The sequence below is a fragment of the Spiroplasma endosymbiont of Zeiraphera isertana genome, assembly GCF_964030805.1.
In the GTDB taxonomy this organism is placed as follows: domain Bacteria; phylum Bacillota_I; class Bacilli_A; order Mycoplasmatales; family VBWQ01; genus Spiroplasma_E.
In genome coordinates, this window is sequence record NZ_OZ034965.1 from 576,810 (window position 1) to 596,436 (window position 19,627).

The window sequence follows — 19,627 nt, forward strand, 5'->3', positions numbered from 1 at the left end:
GATTGTTTTCTCTGAGCAATTGTTCTTTAAAAACTGGATAATAGACATCTTTTAAAAAAAATAAGATAATTTTTATCTTGCAATAGGATATTCTAAAAATAAATTATTAAGAGCGTATGGTAGATGCCTTGGAATTGGAAGACGATGAAGGACGCGATTACCTGCGATAAGCTTCGGGGAGCTGGAAATAAGCTTTGATCCGGAGATGTCCGAATGGGGAAACCCACTATCTTTAATCAGATAGTACTGTACAATGAATTCATAGTTGTGCAGAGTGATACCTAGAGAATTGAAACATCTTAGTACCTAGAGGAAAAGAAAGCGAATGCGATTCCCTTAGTAGCGGCGAGCGAAAAGGGAGCAGCCTAAACCAGTCGTCAGACTGGGGTTATAGGACTGTCTATTAGGTTCGACCTATGAAGAGTTACAAAATTTATATATAGCAGAAGTTGTTGGGAAGCAACGCCATAGATGGTGAAAGCCCAGTATGCGAAATGTATAAATCTCTTGACAGTATCCTGAGTACGGCGAGGCACGTGGAACCTTGTCGGAATTTGCGCAGACCACTGCGTAAGGCTAAATACTAACCAATTACCGATAGTGAACCAGTACCGTGAGGGAAAGGTGAAAAGTACCCCGAGAGGGGAGTGAAATAGTTTCTGAAACCATATGCTTACAACAAGTCGGAGCCCGTTAATGGGTGACGGCGTGCCTTTTGTAGAATGAGCCGGCGAGTTACGATTACATGCAAGGTTAAGTTGAAAAGACGGAGCCGAAGTGAAAGCGAGCCTGAATAGGGCGTTTAGTATGTGGTCGTAGACCCGAAACCAGGTGATCTAGCCATGAGCAGGTTGAAGTTAATGTAACAGTTAATGGAGGACCGAACCAACGTTCGTTGAAAAGACCGTGGATGACTTGTGGCTAGCGGTGAAATTCCAATCGAACCTGGAGATAGCTGGTTCTCCCCGATATAGTTTTAGGACTAGCGTCAGAATTAGTGCAATGGAGGTAAAGCTCTGAATGTATGATGGCCCCACCTCGGGGTACTGAATGCAATTAAACTGCGAATGCCATTGTTACATATCTGGCAGTCAGTCTATGGGTGATAAGGTCCATGGACGTGAGGGAAACAGCCCAGATCATCAGCTAAGGTCCCCAAATCAATGCTAAGTGGAAAACGATGTGGAATTGTTGAGACAGCTAGGAGGTTGGCTTAGAAGCAGCCATCCTTTAAAGAGTGCGTAACAGCTCACTAGTCGAATGATTCTGCGCGGAAAATGTACCGGGGCTAAGCATTGTACCGAAGCTATGGGTCTATATATATGTTTACATATATTGTGGGCGGTAGGGGAGCGTTCTAATCTGCGACGAAGTTAGACCGGAAGGACTAGTGGAGCGTTTAGAAGTGAGAATGCCGGCGTGAGTAACGATTGAAGGTGAGAATCCTTCATGCCGATTGACCAAGGTTTCCTGGGCTAGGTTCGTCCACCCAGGGTTAGTCAGGACCTAAGGCGAGGCCGAAAGGCGTAGTCGATGGATAACAGGTTGATATTCCTGTACCACCGTGGTGACTGATGGAATGACGGAGAAGGCTAAAATGTCCCAGTGATTGGTAGTGCTGGGCTAAGTACAAAGAGGGTTGTGTAGGCAAATCCGCACAGCGTTAACCTTGAATTACGATGGGGAGTGAACGGTTCGCTTAGTAACGAAGCATTTGATGCCATACTTCCAAGAAAAGTTTCTAAAGACATCACCATGGTGCCTGTACCGAGAACGGACACACGTGGTCAAGGAGAATATCCTAAGGCAAGCGAGATAACTATAGCTAAGGAACTCTGCAAAATAACCCCGTAAGTTAGCGAGAAGGGGAGCTCATAGCAATATGAGTCGCAGTGAAGAGGTCCGGGCGACTGTTTAGCAAAAACACAGCTCTCTGCTAAGTCGTAAGACGATGTATAGGGGGTGACGCCTGCCCAGTGCTGGAAGGTTAAAGAGATTTGTTAGTGTAAGCGAAGCTTTGAACTGAAGCCCCAGTGAACGGCGGCCGTAACTATAACGGTCCTAAGGTAGCGAAATTCCTTGTCAGGTAAGTTCTGACCCGCACGAAAGGCGTAACGATCCGGACGCTGTCTCGGCTATAGACTCGGTGAAATCTTAGTACCTGTGAAGATGCAGGTTACCCGCGATTAGACGGAAAGACCCCGTGGAGCTTTACTACAACTTGATATTGAATTTTGGTGTAGTTTGTACAGCATAGGTGGGAGACGTTGATATGCAGACGCTAGTAGGCATGGAGTCACCATTGGGATACCACCCTTGCTATATTGAAATTCTAACTTGAGACCATAATCTGGTCTAAGGACAGTGTCTGGTGGGTAGTTTGACTGGGGCGGTCGCCTCCTAAAAAGTAACGGAGGCGCCCAAAGGTACCCTCAATATGAATGGAAATCATATGTAGAGCGCAAAGGTAAAAGGGTGCTTGACTGCGAGACATACAAGTCGAGCAGGAACGAAAGTTGGGCTTAGTGATCCGGCGGTGCTGTGTGGAAAGGCCGTCGCTCAACGGATAAAAGTTACCCCGGGGATAACAGGCTAATCTCTCCCAATAGTTCATATAGACGGGGAGGTTTGGCACCTCGATGTCGGCTCATCGCATCCTGGAGGTGTAGTCGCTTCCAAGGGTTGGGCTGTTCGCCCATTAAAGCGGTACGCGAGCTGGGTTCAGAACGTCGTGAGACAGTTTGGTCCCTATCTGTCGTGGGCGCAAGAAATTTGAGGAAAGCTGTTCCTAGTACGAGAGGACCGGAATGGACCTACCTCTGGTGCACCAGTTGTCACGCCAGTGGCACAGCTGGGTAGCTATGTAGGGCATGAATAAGCGCTGAAAGCATCTAAGCGCGAAGTCAGTTCCAAGATGAGATTTCTCATTCGAAAGAAGTAAGATCCCTTGAATACTACAAGGTTGATAGGTCAGGTGTGTAAGCATAGTGATATGTTCAGCTTACTGATACTAATAGATCGAGGATTTATTGAAGAATATATTCTCTATTGCAAATCAAAAGTAATCCAATTTAAAGATGTCTGTTTCTAGTTTTTAGGGAGCAATTGCTAAACTATTTGGTGTCCATGGCGGAGTGGTCACACCTGTTCCCATCTCGAACACAGCAGTTAAGAACTCCAGCGGCGAAAATACCAGCAATGGGAAAATAGCACGATGCCAAATTTTTTTTATTGTGTTAATATTTAATTTAAAATTTAAATTTTTTTTATGTTAAGATTGAGAATATTAAAATGTAAAAAAAGATTTTAAGAAAAAAGGAGAAAAAATGGATAAGGTTGAAAAGAAATTAGATAAAAAATTATACATTAGACTTGGTGCAAAACTAAGGTAATTCAAAATTATATATTCCTGCTATTAAATTAAATCTTAATGCAAATCTTCGTATTTTATTGCGATATTTTAAACTTAAAATTTTAAAACGTTTTAGTTTAGCAAATACGTGTTCAATTTTAATTCTAATTTTACTTAAATTTTTATTGTATTCTTTTTGAATTGGTGTTAATTGATTGTATTTACTTTTTTTAAATGGCAAAAATGTATTTTTATGAATATTTTGTATACCTTGATAACTCTGGATGAATAAAAGTTTTAGATTTTAGAAGCAATTTAAAATCATGAATGCTTCCAAAACAAAAAGCAGTTGAAATAATTTTTCCATTGGAAATATCAATAATTATTTGGGATTTGATAGAATGATGTTTCTTTTTACCTGAAAAAAGTAATTTTAGTTTTTTTTAATTCTTTCAATTGGAGTTTCAGTAGCATCAATAGCTAACAAATTATTATTAGTACCTTTATTTTTTGTTAAATCTTTTTTTCCAGGTAAATTAAAAATTCCGCTTTTTATTAAAATATTTTCAATTAAAAAAATATTACGAATGCAACTAGTATGACTAATATTATATCTTTTTGCAATAACTCTATAACTACTATAGTCTTTTCAATATTCTAAAGTCATTAATAAACGCTCTTCAATTACAATTTTATTTTTTCTACCACCATAATATTTTTGTTTAGACTCAGCAATTTTTAAAATTTCAAGCATTTTATAAAATGTTTTTGGCTTTATGCCGACTAAACTATAAAATTCTTGATCATCTTTATATTTTTTCAACATAATAACTATCACCTTTAATATTAATAATAATCGTTAAATTGTTAAAATTAAAGGTTTTGCACCAAGTCTATTGATCAATAGCTTTTTTAAAATGAGAAATACCACTTCATATTTTACATTCTGCAATAAAAACATTAGAGTTATCATATCTTAATAATATATCTGTTTTTCCAGAAACATTAAAGGTTTCACCAGTTGCTGTTCCATTAAAATGACTGTTAATAACAAATAATATTTTATTACGAAAGTCTTCTTCTTGATTTTTTTGATAAGAATTTTTTAGTCTTTCGAACTCTTTTCCACAATCATTTTTTAATTTTCAAAAAAACTCTTGATGAAATAAAAAAAATCATCAACCCGGCCTAAAATTGGATTTTATTTAATTTTGGGATTTATTTTTTTTACAAACTGAAATATAATGCTTCAGATTTTGCATAAGGTGATATTTTATAATGTTGGTATTTAAATTTTCATAAATTGGGGTAATTTTGAATATTGGTAAATCCAATGCCATGATAATGAGTAATAAATTATTTTAAACTTGATTGTATTTTACTGATATTACTTAAATTTTTATAATTTAATTCTTTATTTTCTTTTGATTTAAATTTCTTGAGAGTACATTTTGTTTGTTTAGCTACTGTATCATATAGTATTTGCATATCACAAACTATAATTGATTTTTCTTCGATAAGCTTAGATGTTAAATTTTCTTGTACTCATTTTTTTGTTAATCTTTTAGTATTTGTTGTTTGAGCATAAATATTTTTATTTTCATCAATTGCCATTTCAATACAACAGTTTAAATCTTTAGCATTTTCTTCAATTCATTTTTTTCTTGGATCATCTGGATTTTTGAAATTTCCTTTATGAATTTCTTTGATAAAAGTTTCATCAATTTCAATTCTACCTTTTAATTTTGTGAATGGTTTTTGTGTTTTTGCTAATTGTGATGATTTCATAAATTTTTGACGATTAAATCGTGCTGATGTTTTTGAAATTTTAGCAAATGGAGAAATAGTATAAGCAGATTGACCTAACAATGACAATCAAATTATTCAATCTCATTGTTCATGAGATAAATGACTTCAATGTAAAAAAATGATTTCTTAAAGCATCAAAGCTACTTTTACAATCTTTGCATAAATATTTTTGCTTATTATTCTTAAAACCATTTTTTACACATCAATAAGATTTACAATTTGGACATTGAATTCCTTTTTCTTTAAATTTTTTATCAATTGCATCTAATTTTTCTTTTTTCTCAATTTGTTTAATTCTATTTTTAAAATGTCTAATAATTTTTATAAATTCTTCATCTTTTTTGTTTTTTAAAACATCAATTAATTCATTATTAGTCACAAAAAATCACCCCCGATATAAAAATATTACTTTTAATTTAAAATTAAAAGTAATATCAAGATTTTTTGTGAAAATTAAAACAATCATTAATAATTTTAAGTATTTCTTCATAAAGACTATTATCTATTATCGGCGTTGATTCATTAATGTTATTTTTAGTTATTACTTTAGGAATTTTTATTCTTTTTCTAGGTTTGGAAATAGGTATTGAAAAAGTCTCTGACATATTTTTATTTTGTTTTAGGGGTATTTTAAGTCCAGTAAAAGCTTTTTGTCTTTTTAACAAAATGTCTTTTCTATTCTTAAAAACATTATCAATATATGGCTTTAAGATAGCATTAAATGATTTAATATCTCTGTTAATACTTCCTGTATTATCTTTTATTATTTTCTTCATTTGATTATATTCATGATTAACACTTTCTATTTTATCATCTTGATATGAAATAATTTCAAATGATAAACAATTAGAATTCAATCTTACATTTTTATTAGAAAAAAGACCCGAAGCCATAGTAGACTTGGTGCAAAACCTTTAATTTTAACAATTTAACGATTATTATTAATATTAAAGGTGATAGTTATTATGTTGAAAAAATATAAAGATGATCAAGAATTTTATAGTTTAGTCGGCATAAAGCCACAAACATTTTATAAAATGCTTGAAATTTTAAAAATTGCTGAGTCTAAACAAAAATATTATGGTGGTAGAAAAAATAAAATTGTAATTGAAGAGCGTTTATTAATGACTTTAGAATATTGAAAAGACTATATTAGTTATAGAGTTATTGCAAAAAGATATAATATTAGTCATACTAGTTGCATTCGTAATATTTTTTGAATTGAAAATATTTTTTTAATTTTCAAAAAAAACTCTTGATGAAATAAAAAAAATCATCAACCTGGCCTAAAATTTGATTTTATTTAATTTTGGGATTTATTTTTTTTACAAACTGAAATATAATGCTTCAGATTTTGCATAAGGTGATATTTTATAATGTTGGTATTTAAATTTTCATAAATTGAGGTAATTTTGAATATTGGTAAATCCAATGCCATGATAATGAGTAATAAATTCTTTTAAACTTGATTGTATTTTACTGATATTACTTAAATTTTTATAATTTAATTCTTTATTTTCTTTTGATTTAAATTTCTTGAGAGTACATTTTGTTTGTTTAGCTACTGTATCATATAGTATTTGCATATCACAAACTATAATTGATTTTTCTTAGATAAGCTTAGATGTTAAATTTTCTTGTACTCATTTTTTTGTTAATCTTTTAGTATTTGTTGTTTGAGCATAAATATTTTTGTTTTAATCAATTGCCATTTCAATACAACAGTTTAAATCTTTAGCATTTTCTTCAATTCATTTTTTTCTTGGATCATCTGGATTTTTGAAATTTCCTTTATGAATTTCTTTGATAAAAGTTTCATCAATTTCAATTCTACCTTTTAATTTTGTGAATGGTTTTTGTGTTTTTGCTAATTGTGATGATTTCATAAATTTTTGACGATTAAATCATGCTGATGTTTTTGAAATTTTAGCAAATTGAGAAATAGTATAAGCAGATTTACCTAACAATGACAATCAAATTATTCAATCTCATTGTTCATGAGATAAATGACTTCAATGTAAAAAATGATTTCTTAAAGCATCAAAGCTACTTTTACAATCTTTGCATAAATATTTTTGCTTATTATTCTTAAAACCATTTTTTACACATCAATAAGATTTACAATTTGGACATTGAATTCCTTTTTCTTTAAATTTTTTATCAATTGCATCTAATTTTTCTTTTTTCTCAATTTGTTTAATTCTATTTTTAAAATGTCTAATAATTTTTATAAATTCTTCATCTTTTTTGTTTTTTAAAACATCAATTAATTCATTATTAGTCACAAAAAATCACCCCTGATATAAAAATATTACTTTTAATTTAAAATTAAAAGTAATATCAAGATTTTTTGTGAAAATTAAAAAAATATTTTAATAAAAAGCGGAATTTTTAATTTACCTGGAAAAAAAGATTTAACAAAAAATAAAGGTACTAATAATAATTTGTTAGCTATTGATGCTACTGAAACTCCAATTGAAAGAATTAAAAAAAACTAAAATTACTTTTTTCAGGTAAAAAGAAACATCATTCTCTCAAATCCCAAATAATTATTGATATTTCCAATGGAAAAATTATTTCAACTGCTTTTTGTTTTGGAAGCATTCATGATTTTAAATTGCTTCTAAAATCTAAAACTTTTATTCATCCAGAAAAACAAGTTTTTGTTGATTCAGGTTATCAAGGTATACAAAATATTCATAAAAATACATTTTTGCCATTTAAAAAAAGTAAATACAATCAATTAACACCAATTCAAAAAGAATACAATAAAACTTTAAGTAAAATTAGAATTAAAATTGAACACGTATTTGCTAAACTAAAACGTTTTAAAATTTTAAGTTTAAAATATCGCAATAAAATACGAAGATTTGCATTAAGATTTAATTTAATAGCAGGAATATATAATTTTGAATTACCTTAGTTTTGCACCAAGTCTATTGGAGCTAAAATTGGATTCATAACAAATATTATAAGTATTATTTGAAGTGTAATTATTACAATTATTTTAGCTACAGCAAGTAGTGTTATTTTTAACAGTTTTACAAAATATGATCACACTTCATTAACATCAGGAGTTAGTACAATATTTATTGTTGGATTGATTTTTGGACTTTTAATTGCTATTGGATTTTCAATTTCAATAATTATCATGTGCACGTTTTAAAAGGAAATGCTAATAGTGGTTTAGCTGTTGGAATTGTAACTTTAGTTTTAGCAGCTTTTTCTTTAATAGCTATGTTTTCATCACATTTTAATTTTATTAGTGGTATTAATATTATTTTTTTAGGACTTAATATTGCTTCAGGTGTATTATTAATTATTGGTAAATATCTTCCAGTTACTAATAAACCAGAAGAAGTAGTTTCTATGGTAAATGAATAATTAAAAATATTTAATAAATTATATAAATAAGGCTTTTAATTTCTAAAGCCTTATTTTATTTTTTTATAATTTAAAACCATAAGGATAAGTAATGATTGGAAAATTTGGTTTATCATCATCATGCTTTTTTTTATATTGTATATTATTAATTCATAAATAAAGGTATTGTAAACCAATACTAATAATTAACAGAAAAATAATAGCAGTAATTAATACTCCTACACCATATTTTTGGTAGTTGAAAAAAAAGTAAGGATAACAAGTATTAATATTTTCTCCTTGTTTAACACGTAATACACCACGAACCATTACCATTACTACATAAAAACAAGGATAAAATAAAATAAATCACATATAAAGTTTATGATGATTTTTTAGTGAATAAAAATCACGTCCACATGATAAAGAAAAATTTAAAATCATAACAATTGGCATAATTAGATTTAGAATTATTGTTTTAAATCATAAATAAATATCAGTTCCATATTTACTTCTTTCTTGGCTATTACTAATGATACCTATTCAAAATACTAACATTGTAATTGTAATATAAATAGTAATGCTTAATAAAATATAAAAACTTGGTTTTGAGTTTTCTTTAAATTTACTTTCAAATAAAAAAGCAAATAAATAAATGAGTACTAAATAATTAGTTTGAGTTGTAAAATAAAAATAATAAATTGCTAATCTTTCAGTTGGTTTATCAACATTAGGAACAATGAAAGCATTGGGATAATTAATAGTAATTATTAAATCAAAAATTAAAAATAAAGAAATAATAAGTAGGCCAAATAAACGTCAAATAAATTTAATAAGATTTCTTTTTTTTAATCGGTATTCACTACTATTTTTTCAATTCATATTTTTTCTCCTATTTATATTAGAATTAAATTTAATTAAATTTTTGATAGGAAATTTAATTTTTTATTATGATTGAATATGCTACTTATTTAGTATATCAAGTTTTTCCTTATCACTATTAATATTTACTAACTGATTATTTAAAACACTTAATAAGTTAAAAAAAATTAACTTATTAAGTGTTTAATCTTGATTTTTTGCTAATAAAGTTTATTATTAATGTTAAGGATATAATTTTTATCCTTATAATTTTAATGAATATATAAGTAATTATATAAGTATTAAAATTATATATGTTGATTTAACAAAAAGTTTAATAATTGATTATATATCCTTAGTTTTATTTTATTAAAACTAAGATTTTAAGTATTTAATTAAATATGCTTAATTTAATATTATAATTATAAACACAAATAATAGGTAAAAAAGGAGTAATCATAATGACAAATTTCTTATCTTTTAGTTTTTTTAAAACTAAAAGTTTTAAAAAAATAAGTTTGGCTTTGGCATTATCTCTTACTAGTAGTTTAATGATAGTTACTAATCATCAATCTAATATTAGTACTGTTAATGAGAGTAACAAACTTTCTGGGTTTCATATTACTGTTAAGGAAAATAATAAAAATTTAATTAGTGAAGCTAATACTTGAAATTCAATTAATAATAATTATGAAGATTTTATTAGATTGCATAAAGAAGTAATAACAGAACAATTTAATGATTGATCAGACCTTATTAATAAGGTTAATAATAATACAAATGATAATCTTAGTAAAGATGTTAATGAGAAATTTAAGAAACAAATTAAAAACAAAGCTAATAATATCTTGCCAGATAATGGTATTAAATATTTTACTGATAAAGTTATTGGTCGTAGTGTTGCTAAACAAAGTTTTAATGATATTGCTAGTTTTGGCTATGTTTATGTTGGTTACCATGATAATAGTTTACCAGCGCAGATTAACAATGTTATTTTTGCAACGGTAAATCCTAGGGCAGATTTTAATAATTATTTTAGTATTCCTTATATGATTAAACCAAGCGATGATTTTTTAAATAGTCATAAAAGTGTTCAAGATCGGTTAGCAATTTTATCACTTAATAATGGTAATCCCAATGATACTAATCAACCAATGTTAGCTATTTTAGCAAAAAATAAAAATGATAAGAATGATAAGAATGAACAATTATTAATAAATGATAAAAATGATGAAGTTTTTGATAATGGTTCAATTAGTTATGCAATATTAAATCCTAAACCAGATGATCATTTAAAATCAACTATTTTTAATGTTAGTGTTAAAGATAGTGGTTATAGTAAAACTATTAAGTTAACAAATAATAGTTCAAATATTCAATTTAGTACTATTAGTGATGAAAAAGTTAAAGAAAATCCTGTAATTGTACCTCAATATTTATTTCAAAATAATTCACAAGATAATAAAAATACATTAATAGTTATGAATAAAGCTATTGAGAAAGCTAAAGTAAATATTAGTGATTCACAACAACATTGACTAAAATGAAAAGTTGATTCACAAACTTTACAAAAAGCAAAAAATGATTTGGGAACACCTATTAAAGATGGTGATAATTTAACTCTTAATCAAGGAAGTAATTTTCAAGTTTATTGTATAGGTTTAGATACATCTGACTTACAACGTCAAGCTGCTTCTGAACAATATATTACTGTTTATAGAAGCAATACAAAAATACCTAATTTTCCAAATTGTACTGATTTTTTTGAAAAAACTAATAATTTATTAGCGGGTTTTCAACAATATTTAACTAGTGCTACTAACAATAGTATTAAAATTGAAGATTTAAAAAATAATGCTGCTGGTGAGTTTTTATCATGATTTATTCAATATCAAGGTGATATTACTAAACAAAATTATGTTAATTATTTACAAAGTAATAATTCAGATCGTCCCTGAGATGTTAATATATCATTAACAACTAAAATGTTAGTTAATAATTGAAATATTATTATCATTTGTGGATTCATTATTAGTTTTTTAACTATAATTCCAATAGTTGTTGTTATTATTCGTAAAAAGAAATATTTAAAATAAAGTTTGTTATTTTTAAGTAGTACTGGTTAAAAAACAATATTTTATATAAAAATATAAAATGATAAGTGTAAAAAAATGTTATTACTTGTTTTTTCTTTTTAGTGAGTTACAATAAAAATGGCAGTTATAAATGTTTAAAAAATATTTAGGTAATGCCGGTTTTAATTTTATATTTGACTTTAAGTCCTTGTATACTATATATGCTATACAAGGAGTTTTTATATAATTTTAAAATAAAATATATTAAGAAAAAGGAGGCAAAAAATAACAAAATAATATTTAAAAAAAAATAATACAATTTCAAATTTTTACTTTTCACAAATATATATTCCTCCCTACAATTATTTTTCAATATTTTTTAAATAATAAATAATAGTAATAAAGTGTACTAGTTTATAAACTAGTACACTTTATTTATAAATTATTTTACATTAAAAATTTGTATCTCTTAAAGCCGCTATTGGTTTATTATTTTTTTTATAAAGGATATTATTATAAAGAGTAAAAAGTAACATCAAAATTATGTATAAGATTAAAATTGCAAAGATATAAATAAAGAAAGTAGTTAAACTTTTATGAAAATCTAAAAATGGATATGGAAATGAATAATCAATTTCTGTTGTTCCTTTTCTTAAAAAAACAACAAAATTTCCTTTAGCAAGTGCATAACCTAAATATACAAACATGTAAATAGAAATAATTGGTATTCAAAGATATGTTTGTTTTCCAAGTTTTCAGTAGTATTTACCAGCAGAAAACATAAAATATAAAATCACTATCACTGGTACTATTAAATGTAATAAAAATGTATTTATAAAATTTAATATGCTAATACTATTACTACTATCTAAATTATTTATCATTGGTTTAAATAATACAGCAAAAAATACGATAAGAGTTACGGTAATATAAACAGTAATTGCTAATGAAAAGCGCCCAAAAACAAATTGTGCGCGATTGTCATGAAAACGATTTGTTAATACAAAACAAAAGAAAAGAAAAACTAAAAAATTTGACTGAATAGTAAAGGTAGAAATCATTGTTCAAATACCAACTCATGGGCCATCTGGAGTTCATAAATTATGAGGATTAGGTGTTCCAACTGTTATTGGTTTATACTCAATTAAAACTATTGCAAATTGCATTATTAGACCTATAACAGCAATAATTAGTCCAGATCAAAGTAAAAAATCAGAAAATTTACTTTTAAATCCTATATTTTTTCCTATTCCCATATGGATCAACTCACAATTCTATATTTTTTCTATTTTAATTACATTATACATGATATTATAATAAGTATGTAAGATATTAGAAAATTATTAATAGCAACTAAATGAAATAATAAGGTGATGTTATGTATCAATTATATTTAGATACAACAAATAACAAATTAACAGTGGTGATTTCGCAAGCTAATAAAATTTTAGCAAGTTCATCATTTATTGCTTGACAAAAACAAACAGAATTGGCAATTCCAACTATTACTAATTTACTTGTAAAATGTAAAATAAAATTAAAAGATATTTCAAAAGTAGTTATTGCAAATGGTCCTGGCAGTTATACTGGAATTAGAGTAGCAATTACTTTTGTCAAAACACTTAAAGTTTTGAATAGTTTTTTAACGGTTTTTACTATTAATAGTTTATTATTACAGGCAGGATTAATAAAATCAATAAGTGTTTTGTCAGCATACAATAATAAAAGTTATTTGGCAGTATGTGATAATGGAAAAATAATTATTCAGCCGCAATTAGTAGATGAAAATGCTAAAATTGGTATTATTAGTGATTTACTAGATTATAAAATAATTGAAAATTTAGAAAAGTGTAATATTGTGGAAAATTTTCAAAAGTTGTCACCATATTTTATCGAAGTAAAAAACATGGAAGATTTGCAACCATATTATATTAATGATCCATTTTCATCACATAATTAAAAAATAATAATATTTAAATATTTTACATTAGTTTAAAAAGGAGTTTTTACATGCTTATCAATGATAATTTTTGATCTAGAGTATCAAAGGAAGAAAATAATTTCACAAAAAAAGAAAAAGTTCTTATTAACTATATTAATAAGAATAGTCAAAAAATGGATCAAGTTACTATTAGTTCTTTGGCTAAAGAAAATACTGTTGGTTATAGTGTTGTTTATAATTTAATTAAGAAATTGGGATTTAAAGGTTATCGTGAATTTATCATTAGTTTAGCTGTGCAAGAAACTACTTTCAAAGCTTTAAATCGTGAGTTGTTTGGTAATCGTAGTGTTTTAAAAGAACATTATAAAAAACTAATGGATTTAAATGATTCAACGATTAATTATGAGGAATTACAAAGATTTATTAATTGAATAGATGATAATCGTAAAGCTTGTATTTATTTAGCAGGTATTGGTCATTCTGGTTTAGGTGCGGAGGATTTATCAAATAAATTATATCGGTTTGGTTTACGATCGATCTGTTTAAATAAAGATGATGATAGTATTTTAATGCATGCTTCTTTAATTATTCCAGAAGATGTAATAATTCTTTTTTCATTATCAGGTAAAACCGCTACTATTGTTGAAGCAGCTAAACTTGCTAAAAAGAATAATGCTAAAATTGCAGTTGTTACATCACAAGATAAAACTGAATTAGTGACTTATGCTGATTGAACATTTAATATTGTTTCTTCAGGACTTTATGAAGCACAAGAAATATTTATTTCTCCATTATTTGCTATTACTTATTTTAATGATTTAGTAACAACATATTTATTAAAATCAAAGCATAAAGATTGATATTTAGAAAATAGAATTAAAACTAATAAAGTAATTAAAAAATTTAATTAATTTTTTAAATAAAAAAACTGTTTTTTTTAAAATAATAATTTAATATTATGTCATGAATATTTATTAAGTAAGGAGATGAAGTATGTTGTCTAAACAAGATGATATTTTGACAGTAGAACACGTTTTTCTTTAATCTGATTGTAAAACACAAGCAGAAGCTTTTCAAGAAATAGCAACTTCTGCTAAAAAATTAGGTTTTTTGAAAAAAAATATTAGTGAAAAATCACTAGTTAATAGTTTTCTACAAAGAGAAGGAGAAGGAACTACTGGTTTTGGTGGTGGTGTTGCTGTGCCACATGCTCGTAATGAAGATATTGTTAAATCAGGAATTTTTATTATGCGTTTTAAACAGCCAATTCCTTGGAAAGCACTAGATGAACAACCCGTTAAAGCAATTATTGCTTTAATTGTGCCACTAAAAAGTGCTAGTAATGAGCACTTGGAAATTTTATCAAAAGTGGCACAAAAATTAACAAAACCGGAATTTCAATCAATATTATTTAATTCAAAAGATAAAAAAGTAATTATTCAATCACTAAATATTAATAATAAATCTAATGTTGAAACTAGTAGTAAAACTATTAGTGAAGATATGAAAGGTTCTTCAAAAAAAACTAAAAATATTATAGCAATTACTGCTTGTCCAGTTGGGGTAGCACATACTTATATTGCACAAGATAAATTAGAAATTGCTGCAAAAAATTTAGGCTATAATATTAAAGTTGAAACTCATGGTAGTATTGGTATTAAAGGTGCTTTTACAGCAACTGATATTGCCAATGCTGATTTAGTTATTATTGCAGTATCGGCCGGTGTTGCAGATTTAAAATTAGAACGTTTTAATAATAAACCATTATATAAAGTAGAAATTAGCAAAGTTATTAAAAATCCTGAAAGTATTGTTAATGATGCTTTTGCTAACGCAAAACCTTATGAAATAAACAAGTCAGAATCGGGACAAAAAGCGGAAAAAGAAAATAAATCAAATGATTTATTTACTACTGATAAACAGGGAATTATGAAACATATTATGGCTGGTGTTGGCTATATGGTGCCATTTGTTGTTTTTGGTGGAATTATGTTAGCATTATCAATTGGTATTGCTAAAGCAGTTTATGGTGCTGACTTTGATATTTCCAAGTTACCACATAATCATTTAATCATTTTCTTTATTTTATTAATCAAGCTGGAAGTATTGCTTTTACATTAATGATTCCAATTTTATCTGGTTTTATCGCTAATTCAATTGCAGGACGTGCTGCCTTGGTTTCCGGCAATGGTAAGTGCATATGTTGCTAATACAGCAGGATTAGTTTATCTAATTGCTGGTTTAGAGCCAAAGGTTTCTGCTGGATTTTTAGGAGCATTATTAATTGGTCCAAGTGTTTGATATTTAGTAAGATGAATTATTACTTGAAAAGTACCAAAGACTATTGCTCCAATTATGCCAATTTTCTTTATTCCTATTGTAGTAACATTTTTAATTAGTTTCACTTTTATTTATGCAATTGGAGCTCCAATTGGTTGAATAATGGAACAATTTCAAAATGGGTTAACCCACATGCCACGTGAAGCAATGGCAGCAATTGGAATGTTGCTAGGAGCCATGGTTGGATTTGATATGGGTGGTCCAATTAACAAAGTTGCTTTTTTAGCAGCTTCAACAACGATAACTGCTGATCCTAACTCACAATTATTTATGGGAGCAGTAGCTGCAGCTATTCCTGTTGCATCACTTGGAATGGGTTTAACAACTTTGATTTTTCGTAAATTCTTTAATGAAAGTGAACGTACATTAGGTTTAACAGCAATGTTAATGGGGTGTATTGGTATTTCTGAAGGTGCGATTCTTTTCGCAGTAAGAGATCCAAAACGTGCTATTATTAGTAATATTATTGGTAGTGCTGTTGCTGGTAGTATTGCTGGTGCTTTCTTATTAACTGATGCTGCTGGTCATGGTGGTCCTATTGTTGCTATCTTAGGTGCAGTGAGTTCAGTTAATTATGTGCTTTGGGTAAGTATTCTTTTATTCTTTTTAGCCATTATTGTTGGAAGTATTGTTACTTGTTTAGTATATGGTGGATTATTAATTATTCAATCACGTAATATTAAGGTTTTTAAATTAATGAATGAAAGAATCATGAAAATATTTAATAGTAAAAAAACTAAATCTAAAAATAGTAAAAATAAAGTTTAATTGAAGAAATAATCAAAGTTTAGGAGAGTGAATATGAATAATAGCACATCACAAATAATTTTTTTAAAACCCGCTTTTATTCGCAAATTATGAGGTAGTCAAAAATTAGCACACAAATTTAATTTTGATTTACCTAAAAATACACCAATTGGTGAAGCATGATTAGTTAGTGCTCATCCCAATGGAATGAGTTATGTTTTAAATGGCGAGTATAAAGGATTAAGTTTAGCAGAATTGTTTAAACAGCAACCTAGTTTATTTGCTAATCTTGATAGTTCAGGTAGTGTGATTAATAAAGAATATCCGTTGTTAACAAAAATTTTAGACGCAAATGATAGTTTAAGCGTTCAAATTCACCCCGATGATAAATTCGCAGAAAAAAATCATCAATGTTTAGGAAAAACTGAATGTTGGTATATATTAGAATGTTTACCCAAAGGTAGAGTTATTTTGGGTCATAATGCTAAAACCAAAGATCAGTTTAATCAATGATTGGCAAAAGAACAATGACATAAACTATTAAAATATATACCAATTAAAAAAGATCAATTTATTTATGTTCCTTATCTAAAAATTCATGGTTTATTGTCACATACTATGGTTTTTGAATTACAACAATCATCAGATATTACATATCGTTTATATGATTATGATCGTAAAGATGAACTTGGTAATTTACGAAATTTGCATTTGAAAGAAGCATCAACTATTGTTTTAGCTCCTGATTTAAATAGTAGTGAAGCTAATGGTCATGATAATTATTTAGTTGATAACAAGTTTTTTAAGTTAATTAAATTAATTAATGAGGGAATTAAGCATTATAGTTATCCTAATACTAGATGATTGCAAATCTCAGTATTGGATGGTAATGGTATAATTGATGATACTAGTATTAAAAAAGGTGACTCATTTATTTTACCAAATGGTTATACTGATTTTTGTTTAAGTGGTAATATGTTGTTGATGGTTGCATATTGCTAATAAATTGTTTTATATATAAATAATTATTATAGTTTTTTTAATGCTTGTTCCAAATCATTTCACAAATCTTCAACATATTCAATACCAATTGAAAGACGAACAAGACCTTCTGAAATATTTGCATCTGCTAATTCTTTTAATTTTCACAAAAAATCTTGATATTACTTTTAATTTAAAATTAAAAGTAATATTTTTATATGAGGGGTGATTTTTTGTGACTAATAATGAATTAATTGATGTTTTAAAAAACAAAAAAGATGAAGAATTTATAAAAATTATTAGACATTTTAAAAATAGAATTAAACAAATTGAGAAAAAAGAAAAATTAGATGCAATTGATAAAAAATTTAAAGAAAAAGGAATTCAATGTCCAAATTGTAAATCTTATTGATGTGTAAAAAATGGTTGGAAATTATCCCCGCATGTACTAGTGTGGAGGAAAAAATGAATTGAAATGAATTCAACAGCATATTTCAAACTGAAAACGATTGTTTGAAATATATAGCGAAGTTGAAAATAATGAAATGCATCAGGTGTGCTTCTTCTGGTTTGAATGCTTCTGATTTGAGAAGAATACGATGTTTGAACTGTAACCAAACATTTAGTATTCTTTATGGAACCATTTTTTATAAGTCACAGACCCAAATGACATCTTGGTTTTATCTCATCTTTAGATGAATAAACACAAAGCATGGCATACCAGCAACCGATGTTGCAAGGGAATTGGGTGTGACCTATAAAACAGATTGAAGAATGTGTCATGAAATCAGGACTAGAATTGGAAATCAAGATGCAGTTTTCATTGTTGATGGCACAGCACAGATGGATGAAATGTATCTTTCACATTTAGGTTTTAAAAAACAAGGAAGATCCTTGTTGAATAAAACTTTGATTGTTGGAGTTTATGAGAAAACCAGCAACAAACTAATTGTGAAGGTGCTGAAAAATGCAGATGAAAAAAACCTTTTAAGATTTGCATTGAAACACATTTTTACTGAGTGCTGTCTATTTACGGATTCTTGGAAGGGATATGTAAGTTTCAAAAACTTCTATCCCAAACATGAAATCGTAAATCATGAAGTTGGGTATGTGTCACCAACAGGTGTAAACACAAACCAGATTGAATCAGCATGAAAGCACATCCGACGAACTTTCCGAACACACATAAGAGTTTCAAAGCACAATATTCATTTATATGCAAAAGAATCAGCATATAAATTCAATAACATACCTAGTTTTGAAACTGTAATTTTGTGTTTGATTTAAATACATGCGGGGATAATTTCCTAGGTAGGCTTTTATCTCCATTTATGTGATAAAATTTAAAAATAGTACATAAAGGGATAAAAGCCAAATGGTTTTAAGAATAATAAGCAAAAATATTTATGCAAAGATTGTAAAAGTAGCTTTGATGCTTTAAGAAATCATTTTTTACATTGAAGTCATTTATCTCATGAACAATGAGATTGAATAATTTAATTGTCATTGTTAGGTCAATCTGCTTATACTATTTCTCAATTTGCTAAAATTTCAAAAACATCAGCATGATTTAATCGTCAAAAATTTATGAAATCATCACAATTAGCAAAAACACAAAAACCATTCACAAAATTAAAAGGTAGAATTGAAATTGATGAAACTTTTATCAAAGAAATTCATAAAGGAAATTTCAAAAATCCAGATGATCCAAGAAAAAAATGAATTGAAGAAAATGCTAAAGATTTAAACTGTTGTATTGAAATGGCAATTGATGAAAATAAAAATATTTATGCTCAAACAACAAATACTAAAAGATTAACAAAAAAATGAGTAAAAGAAAATTTAACATCTAAGCTTATCGAAGAAAAATCAATTATAGTTTGTGATATGCAAATACTATATGATACAGTAGCTAAACAAACAAAATGTACTCTCAAGAAATTTAAATCAAAAGAAAATAAAGAATTAAATTATAAAAATTTAAGTAATATCAGTAAAATACAATCAAGTTTAAAAGAATTTATTACTCATTATCATGGCATTGGATTTACCAATATTAAAAATTACCTCAATTTATGAAAATTTAAATACCAACATTATAAAATATCACCTTATGCAAAATCTGAAGCATTATATTTCAGTTTGTAAAAAAAATAA

General features: G+C 27.6%; 24 protein-coding genes, 2 rRNA genes and 2 pseudogenes. 17 read left to right on the top strand and 11 right to left on the bottom strand.

The genetic code is table 4. The features are described 5' to 3' along the window. Positions 1-96 precede the first annotated feature (96 nt). Positions 97-3,034: ribosomal RNA gene (locus AAHM78_RS04015) — 23S ribosomal RNA — on the top strand. An 82-nt stretch (positions 3,035-3,116) separates the two neighbouring features. Continuing rightward, positions 3,117-3,223, top strand: a 5S ribosomal RNA gene (gene rrf / locus AAHM78_RS04020). A 160-nt stretch (positions 3,224-3,383) separates the two neighbouring features. Here the strand turns inward: rrf and AAHM78_RS04025 are convergent. Beyond that, complete coding sequence (locus AAHM78_RS04025) at positions 3,384-3,593, bottom strand: transposase family protein (RefSeq protein ID WP_342254439.1); 210 nt, start codon at positions 3,591-3,593, stop codon at positions 3,384-3,386. A 192-nt stretch (positions 3,594-3,785) separates the two neighbouring features. Next, on the bottom strand, positions 3,786-4,178 hold the full coding sequence (locus AAHM78_RS04030) for a transposase family protein (RefSeq protein WP_342254440.1): 393 nt from the start codon (positions 4,176-4,178) through the stop codon (positions 3,786-3,788). Positions 4,179-4,234: 56 nt separating this feature from the next. On the opposite strand from AAHM78_RS04030, the gene AAHM78_RS04035 reads away from it, so the two are divergent. Beyond that, on the top strand, positions 4,235-4,450 hold the full coding sequence (locus AAHM78_RS04035) for a hypothetical protein (protein WP_342254441.1): 216 nt from the start codon (positions 4,235-4,237) through the stop codon (positions 4,448-4,450). Between the two features lie 258 nt (positions 4,451-4,708). Here AAHM78_RS04035 and AAHM78_RS04040 read toward each other — a convergent pair whose 3' ends face one another. From AAHM78_RS04040 to AAHM78_RS04050, 3 genes are read right to left on the bottom strand one after another with little or no spacing between them, the layout of a single operon-like run. Beyond that, positions 4,709-5,221, bottom strand: coding sequence for a hypothetical protein (locus AAHM78_RS04040; protein ID WP_342254442.1), 513 nt, complete (start codon positions 5,219-5,221; stop codon positions 4,709-4,711). After that, complete coding sequence (locus tag AAHM78_RS04045; RefSeq protein ID WP_342254443.1) at positions 5,181-5,540, bottom strand: IS1/IS1595 family N-terminal zinc-binding domain-containing protein; 360 nt, start codon at positions 5,538-5,540, stop codon at positions 5,181-5,183. The genes AAHM78_RS04040 and AAHM78_RS04045 overlap by 41 nt, the downstream gene beginning before the upstream one ends. A 43-nt stretch (positions 5,541-5,583) precedes the next feature. Next, on the bottom strand, positions 5,584-6,054 hold the full coding sequence (locus AAHM78_RS04050) for a hypothetical protein (protein WP_342254444.1): 471 nt from the start codon (positions 6,052-6,054) through the stop codon (positions 5,584-5,586). A gap of 72 nt (positions 6,055-6,126) precedes the next feature. On the opposite strand from AAHM78_RS04050, the gene AAHM78_RS04055 reads away from it, so the two are divergent. Continuing rightward, positions 6,127-6,468: a transposase family protein gene (locus tag AAHM78_RS04055; protein WP_342254445.1), complete on the top strand. Its 342-nt coding sequence runs from the start codon at positions 6,127-6,129 to the stop codon at positions 6,466-6,468. A gap of 18 nt (positions 6,469-6,486) precedes the next feature. Here the strand turns inward: AAHM78_RS04055 and AAHM78_RS04060 are convergent, their stop codons facing one another. Both AAHM78_RS04060 and AAHM78_RS04065 read right to left on the bottom strand, forming a co-directional pair. Next, complete coding sequence (locus AAHM78_RS04060; RefSeq protein ID WP_342252970.1) at positions 6,487-6,747, bottom strand: hypothetical protein; 261 nt, start codon at positions 6,745-6,747, stop codon at positions 6,487-6,489. Positions 6,748-6,858: 111 nt separating this feature from the next. Continuing rightward, positions 6,859-7,446, bottom strand: a complete 588-nt coding sequence (locus AAHM78_RS04065) for an IS1/IS1595 family N-terminal zinc-binding domain-containing protein (protein WP_342254446.1) — start codon at positions 7,444-7,446, stop codon at positions 6,859-6,861. Positions 7,447-7,718: 272 nt separating this feature from the next. Between AAHM78_RS04065 and AAHM78_RS04070 the strand changes: the two genes are divergently transcribed. Further along, complete coding sequence (locus AAHM78_RS04070) at positions 7,719-8,084, top strand: transposase family protein (RefSeq protein WP_342254958.1); 366 nt, start codon at positions 7,719-7,721, stop codon at positions 8,082-8,084. Here the strand turns inward: AAHM78_RS04070 and AAHM78_RS04075 are convergent. Next, entirely contained in the window at positions 8,081-8,314 is a 234-nt protein-coding gene (locus AAHM78_RS04075) for a hypothetical protein (RefSeq protein WP_342254447.1), read from the bottom strand. The genes AAHM78_RS04070 and AAHM78_RS04075 overlap by 4 nt on opposite strands. On the opposite strand from AAHM78_RS04075, the gene AAHM78_RS04080 reads away from it, so the two are divergent. Continuing rightward, positions 8,315-8,545, top strand: a complete 231-nt coding sequence (locus AAHM78_RS04080; protein WP_342254448.1) for a hypothetical protein — start codon at positions 8,315-8,317, stop codon at positions 8,543-8,545. A gap of 63 nt (positions 8,546-8,608) precedes the next feature. On the opposite strand, the gene AAHM78_RS04085 is transcribed toward AAHM78_RS04080, so the two are convergent. Further along, positions 8,609-9,406, bottom strand: a complete 798-nt coding sequence (locus AAHM78_RS04085) for a Pr6Pr family membrane protein (protein ID WP_342254449.1) — start codon at positions 9,404-9,406, stop codon at positions 8,609-8,611. A gap of 440 nt (positions 9,407-9,846) precedes the next feature. Here AAHM78_RS04085 and AAHM78_RS04090 point away from each other — a divergent pair, with 440 nt between their 5' ends. Continuing rightward, on the top strand, positions 9,847-11,481 hold the full coding sequence (locus AAHM78_RS04090) for a hypothetical protein (RefSeq protein ID WP_342254450.1): 1,635 nt from the start codon (positions 9,847-9,849) through the stop codon (positions 11,479-11,481). 431 nt (positions 11,482-11,912) lie between these two features. On the opposite strand, the gene AAHM78_RS04095 is transcribed toward AAHM78_RS04090, so the two are convergent. Beyond that, positions 11,913-12,716, bottom strand: coding sequence for a hypothetical protein (locus AAHM78_RS04095; RefSeq protein WP_342254451.1), 804 nt, complete (start codon positions 12,714-12,716; stop codon positions 11,913-11,915). A gap of 122 nt (positions 12,717-12,838) precedes the next feature. Between AAHM78_RS04095 and tsaB the strand changes: the two genes are divergently transcribed. The 6 genes and pseudogenes from tsaB (at position 12,839) to AAHM78_RS04125 (ending at position 17,491) form a co-directional block, all read left to right on the top strand. After that, on the top strand, positions 12,839-13,420 hold the full coding sequence (tsaB, locus tag AAHM78_RS04100) for a tRNA (adenosine(37)-N6)-threonylcarbamoyltransferase complex dimerization subunit type 1 TsaB (RefSeq protein ID WP_342254452.1): 582 nt from the start codon (positions 12,839-12,841) through the stop codon (positions 13,418-13,420). A 50-nt stretch (positions 13,421-13,470) separates the two neighbouring features. Next, positions 13,471-14,313 carry a MurR/RpiR family transcriptional regulator gene (locus tag AAHM78_RS04105; RefSeq protein ID WP_342254453.1) on the top strand — a complete coding sequence of 281 codons (843 nt, stop codon included), beginning with the start codon at positions 13,471-13,473 and terminating at the stop codon, positions 14,311-14,313. Positions 14,314-14,461: 148 nt separating this feature from the next. After that, positions 14,462-14,839 (top strand): annotated as a pseudogene (locus AAHM78_RS04110) (PTS sugar transporter subunit IIA); the annotation flags it as partial. 66 nt (positions 14,840-14,905) lie between these two features. After that, the gene (locus tag AAHM78_RS04115; protein WP_342255023.1) at positions 14,906-15,523 is read left to right on the top strand and encodes a PTS fructose transporter subunit IIB; all 618 of its coding nucleotides are present in this window, start codon (positions 14,906-14,908) and stop codon (positions 15,521-15,523) included. A 66-nt stretch (positions 15,524-15,589) separates the two neighbouring features. Continuing rightward, on the top strand, positions 15,590-16,510 hold the full coding sequence (locus AAHM78_RS04120; protein ID WP_342254454.1) for a PTS fructose transporter subunit IIC: 921 nt from the start codon (positions 15,590-15,592) through the stop codon (positions 16,508-16,510). Between the two features lie 33 nt (positions 16,511-16,543). Then, a complete protein-coding gene (locus AAHM78_RS04125) occupies positions 16,544-17,491 on the top strand; it encodes a type I phosphomannose isomerase catalytic subunit (protein ID WP_342254455.1) in 948 nt (315 codons plus the stop codon). 26 nt (positions 17,492-17,517) lie between these two features. On the opposite strand, the gene AAHM78_RS04130 is transcribed toward AAHM78_RS04125, so the two are convergent. Beyond that, positions 17,518-17,640: a PLP-dependent transferase gene (locus tag AAHM78_RS04130; protein ID WP_342254456.1), complete on the bottom strand. Its 123-nt coding sequence runs from the start codon at positions 17,638-17,640 to the stop codon at positions 17,518-17,520. Positions 17,641-17,705: 65 nt separating this feature from the next. On the opposite strand from AAHM78_RS04130, the gene AAHM78_RS04135 reads away from it, so the two are divergent. From AAHM78_RS04135 to AAHM78_RS04145, 4 genes and pseudogenes are all read left to right on the top strand, one after another. Further along, positions 17,706-17,996, top strand: coding sequence for a hypothetical protein (locus AAHM78_RS04135; protein WP_342254457.1), 291 nt, complete (start codon positions 17,706-17,708; stop codon positions 17,994-17,996). A gap of 44 nt (positions 17,997-18,040) precedes the next feature. After that, positions 18,041-18,757, top strand: a complete 717-nt coding sequence (locus AAHM78_RS04140) for an IS1595 family transposase (protein ID WP_342254458.1) — start codon at positions 18,041-18,043, stop codon at positions 18,755-18,757. Between the two features lie 87 nt (positions 18,758-18,844). After that, positions 18,845-18,970, top strand: a pseudogene (locus AAHM78_RS16730) (IS1/IS1595 family N-terminal zinc-binding domain-containing protein); the annotation flags it as partial. A gap of 6 nt (positions 18,971-18,976) precedes the next feature. Then, positions 18,977-19,618 carry a transposase gene (locus tag AAHM78_RS04145; protein ID WP_342254459.1) on the top strand — a complete coding sequence of 214 codons (642 nt, stop codon included), beginning with the start codon at positions 18,977-18,979 and terminating at the stop codon, positions 19,616-19,618. Positions 19,619-19,627: the final 9 nt, after the last annotated feature.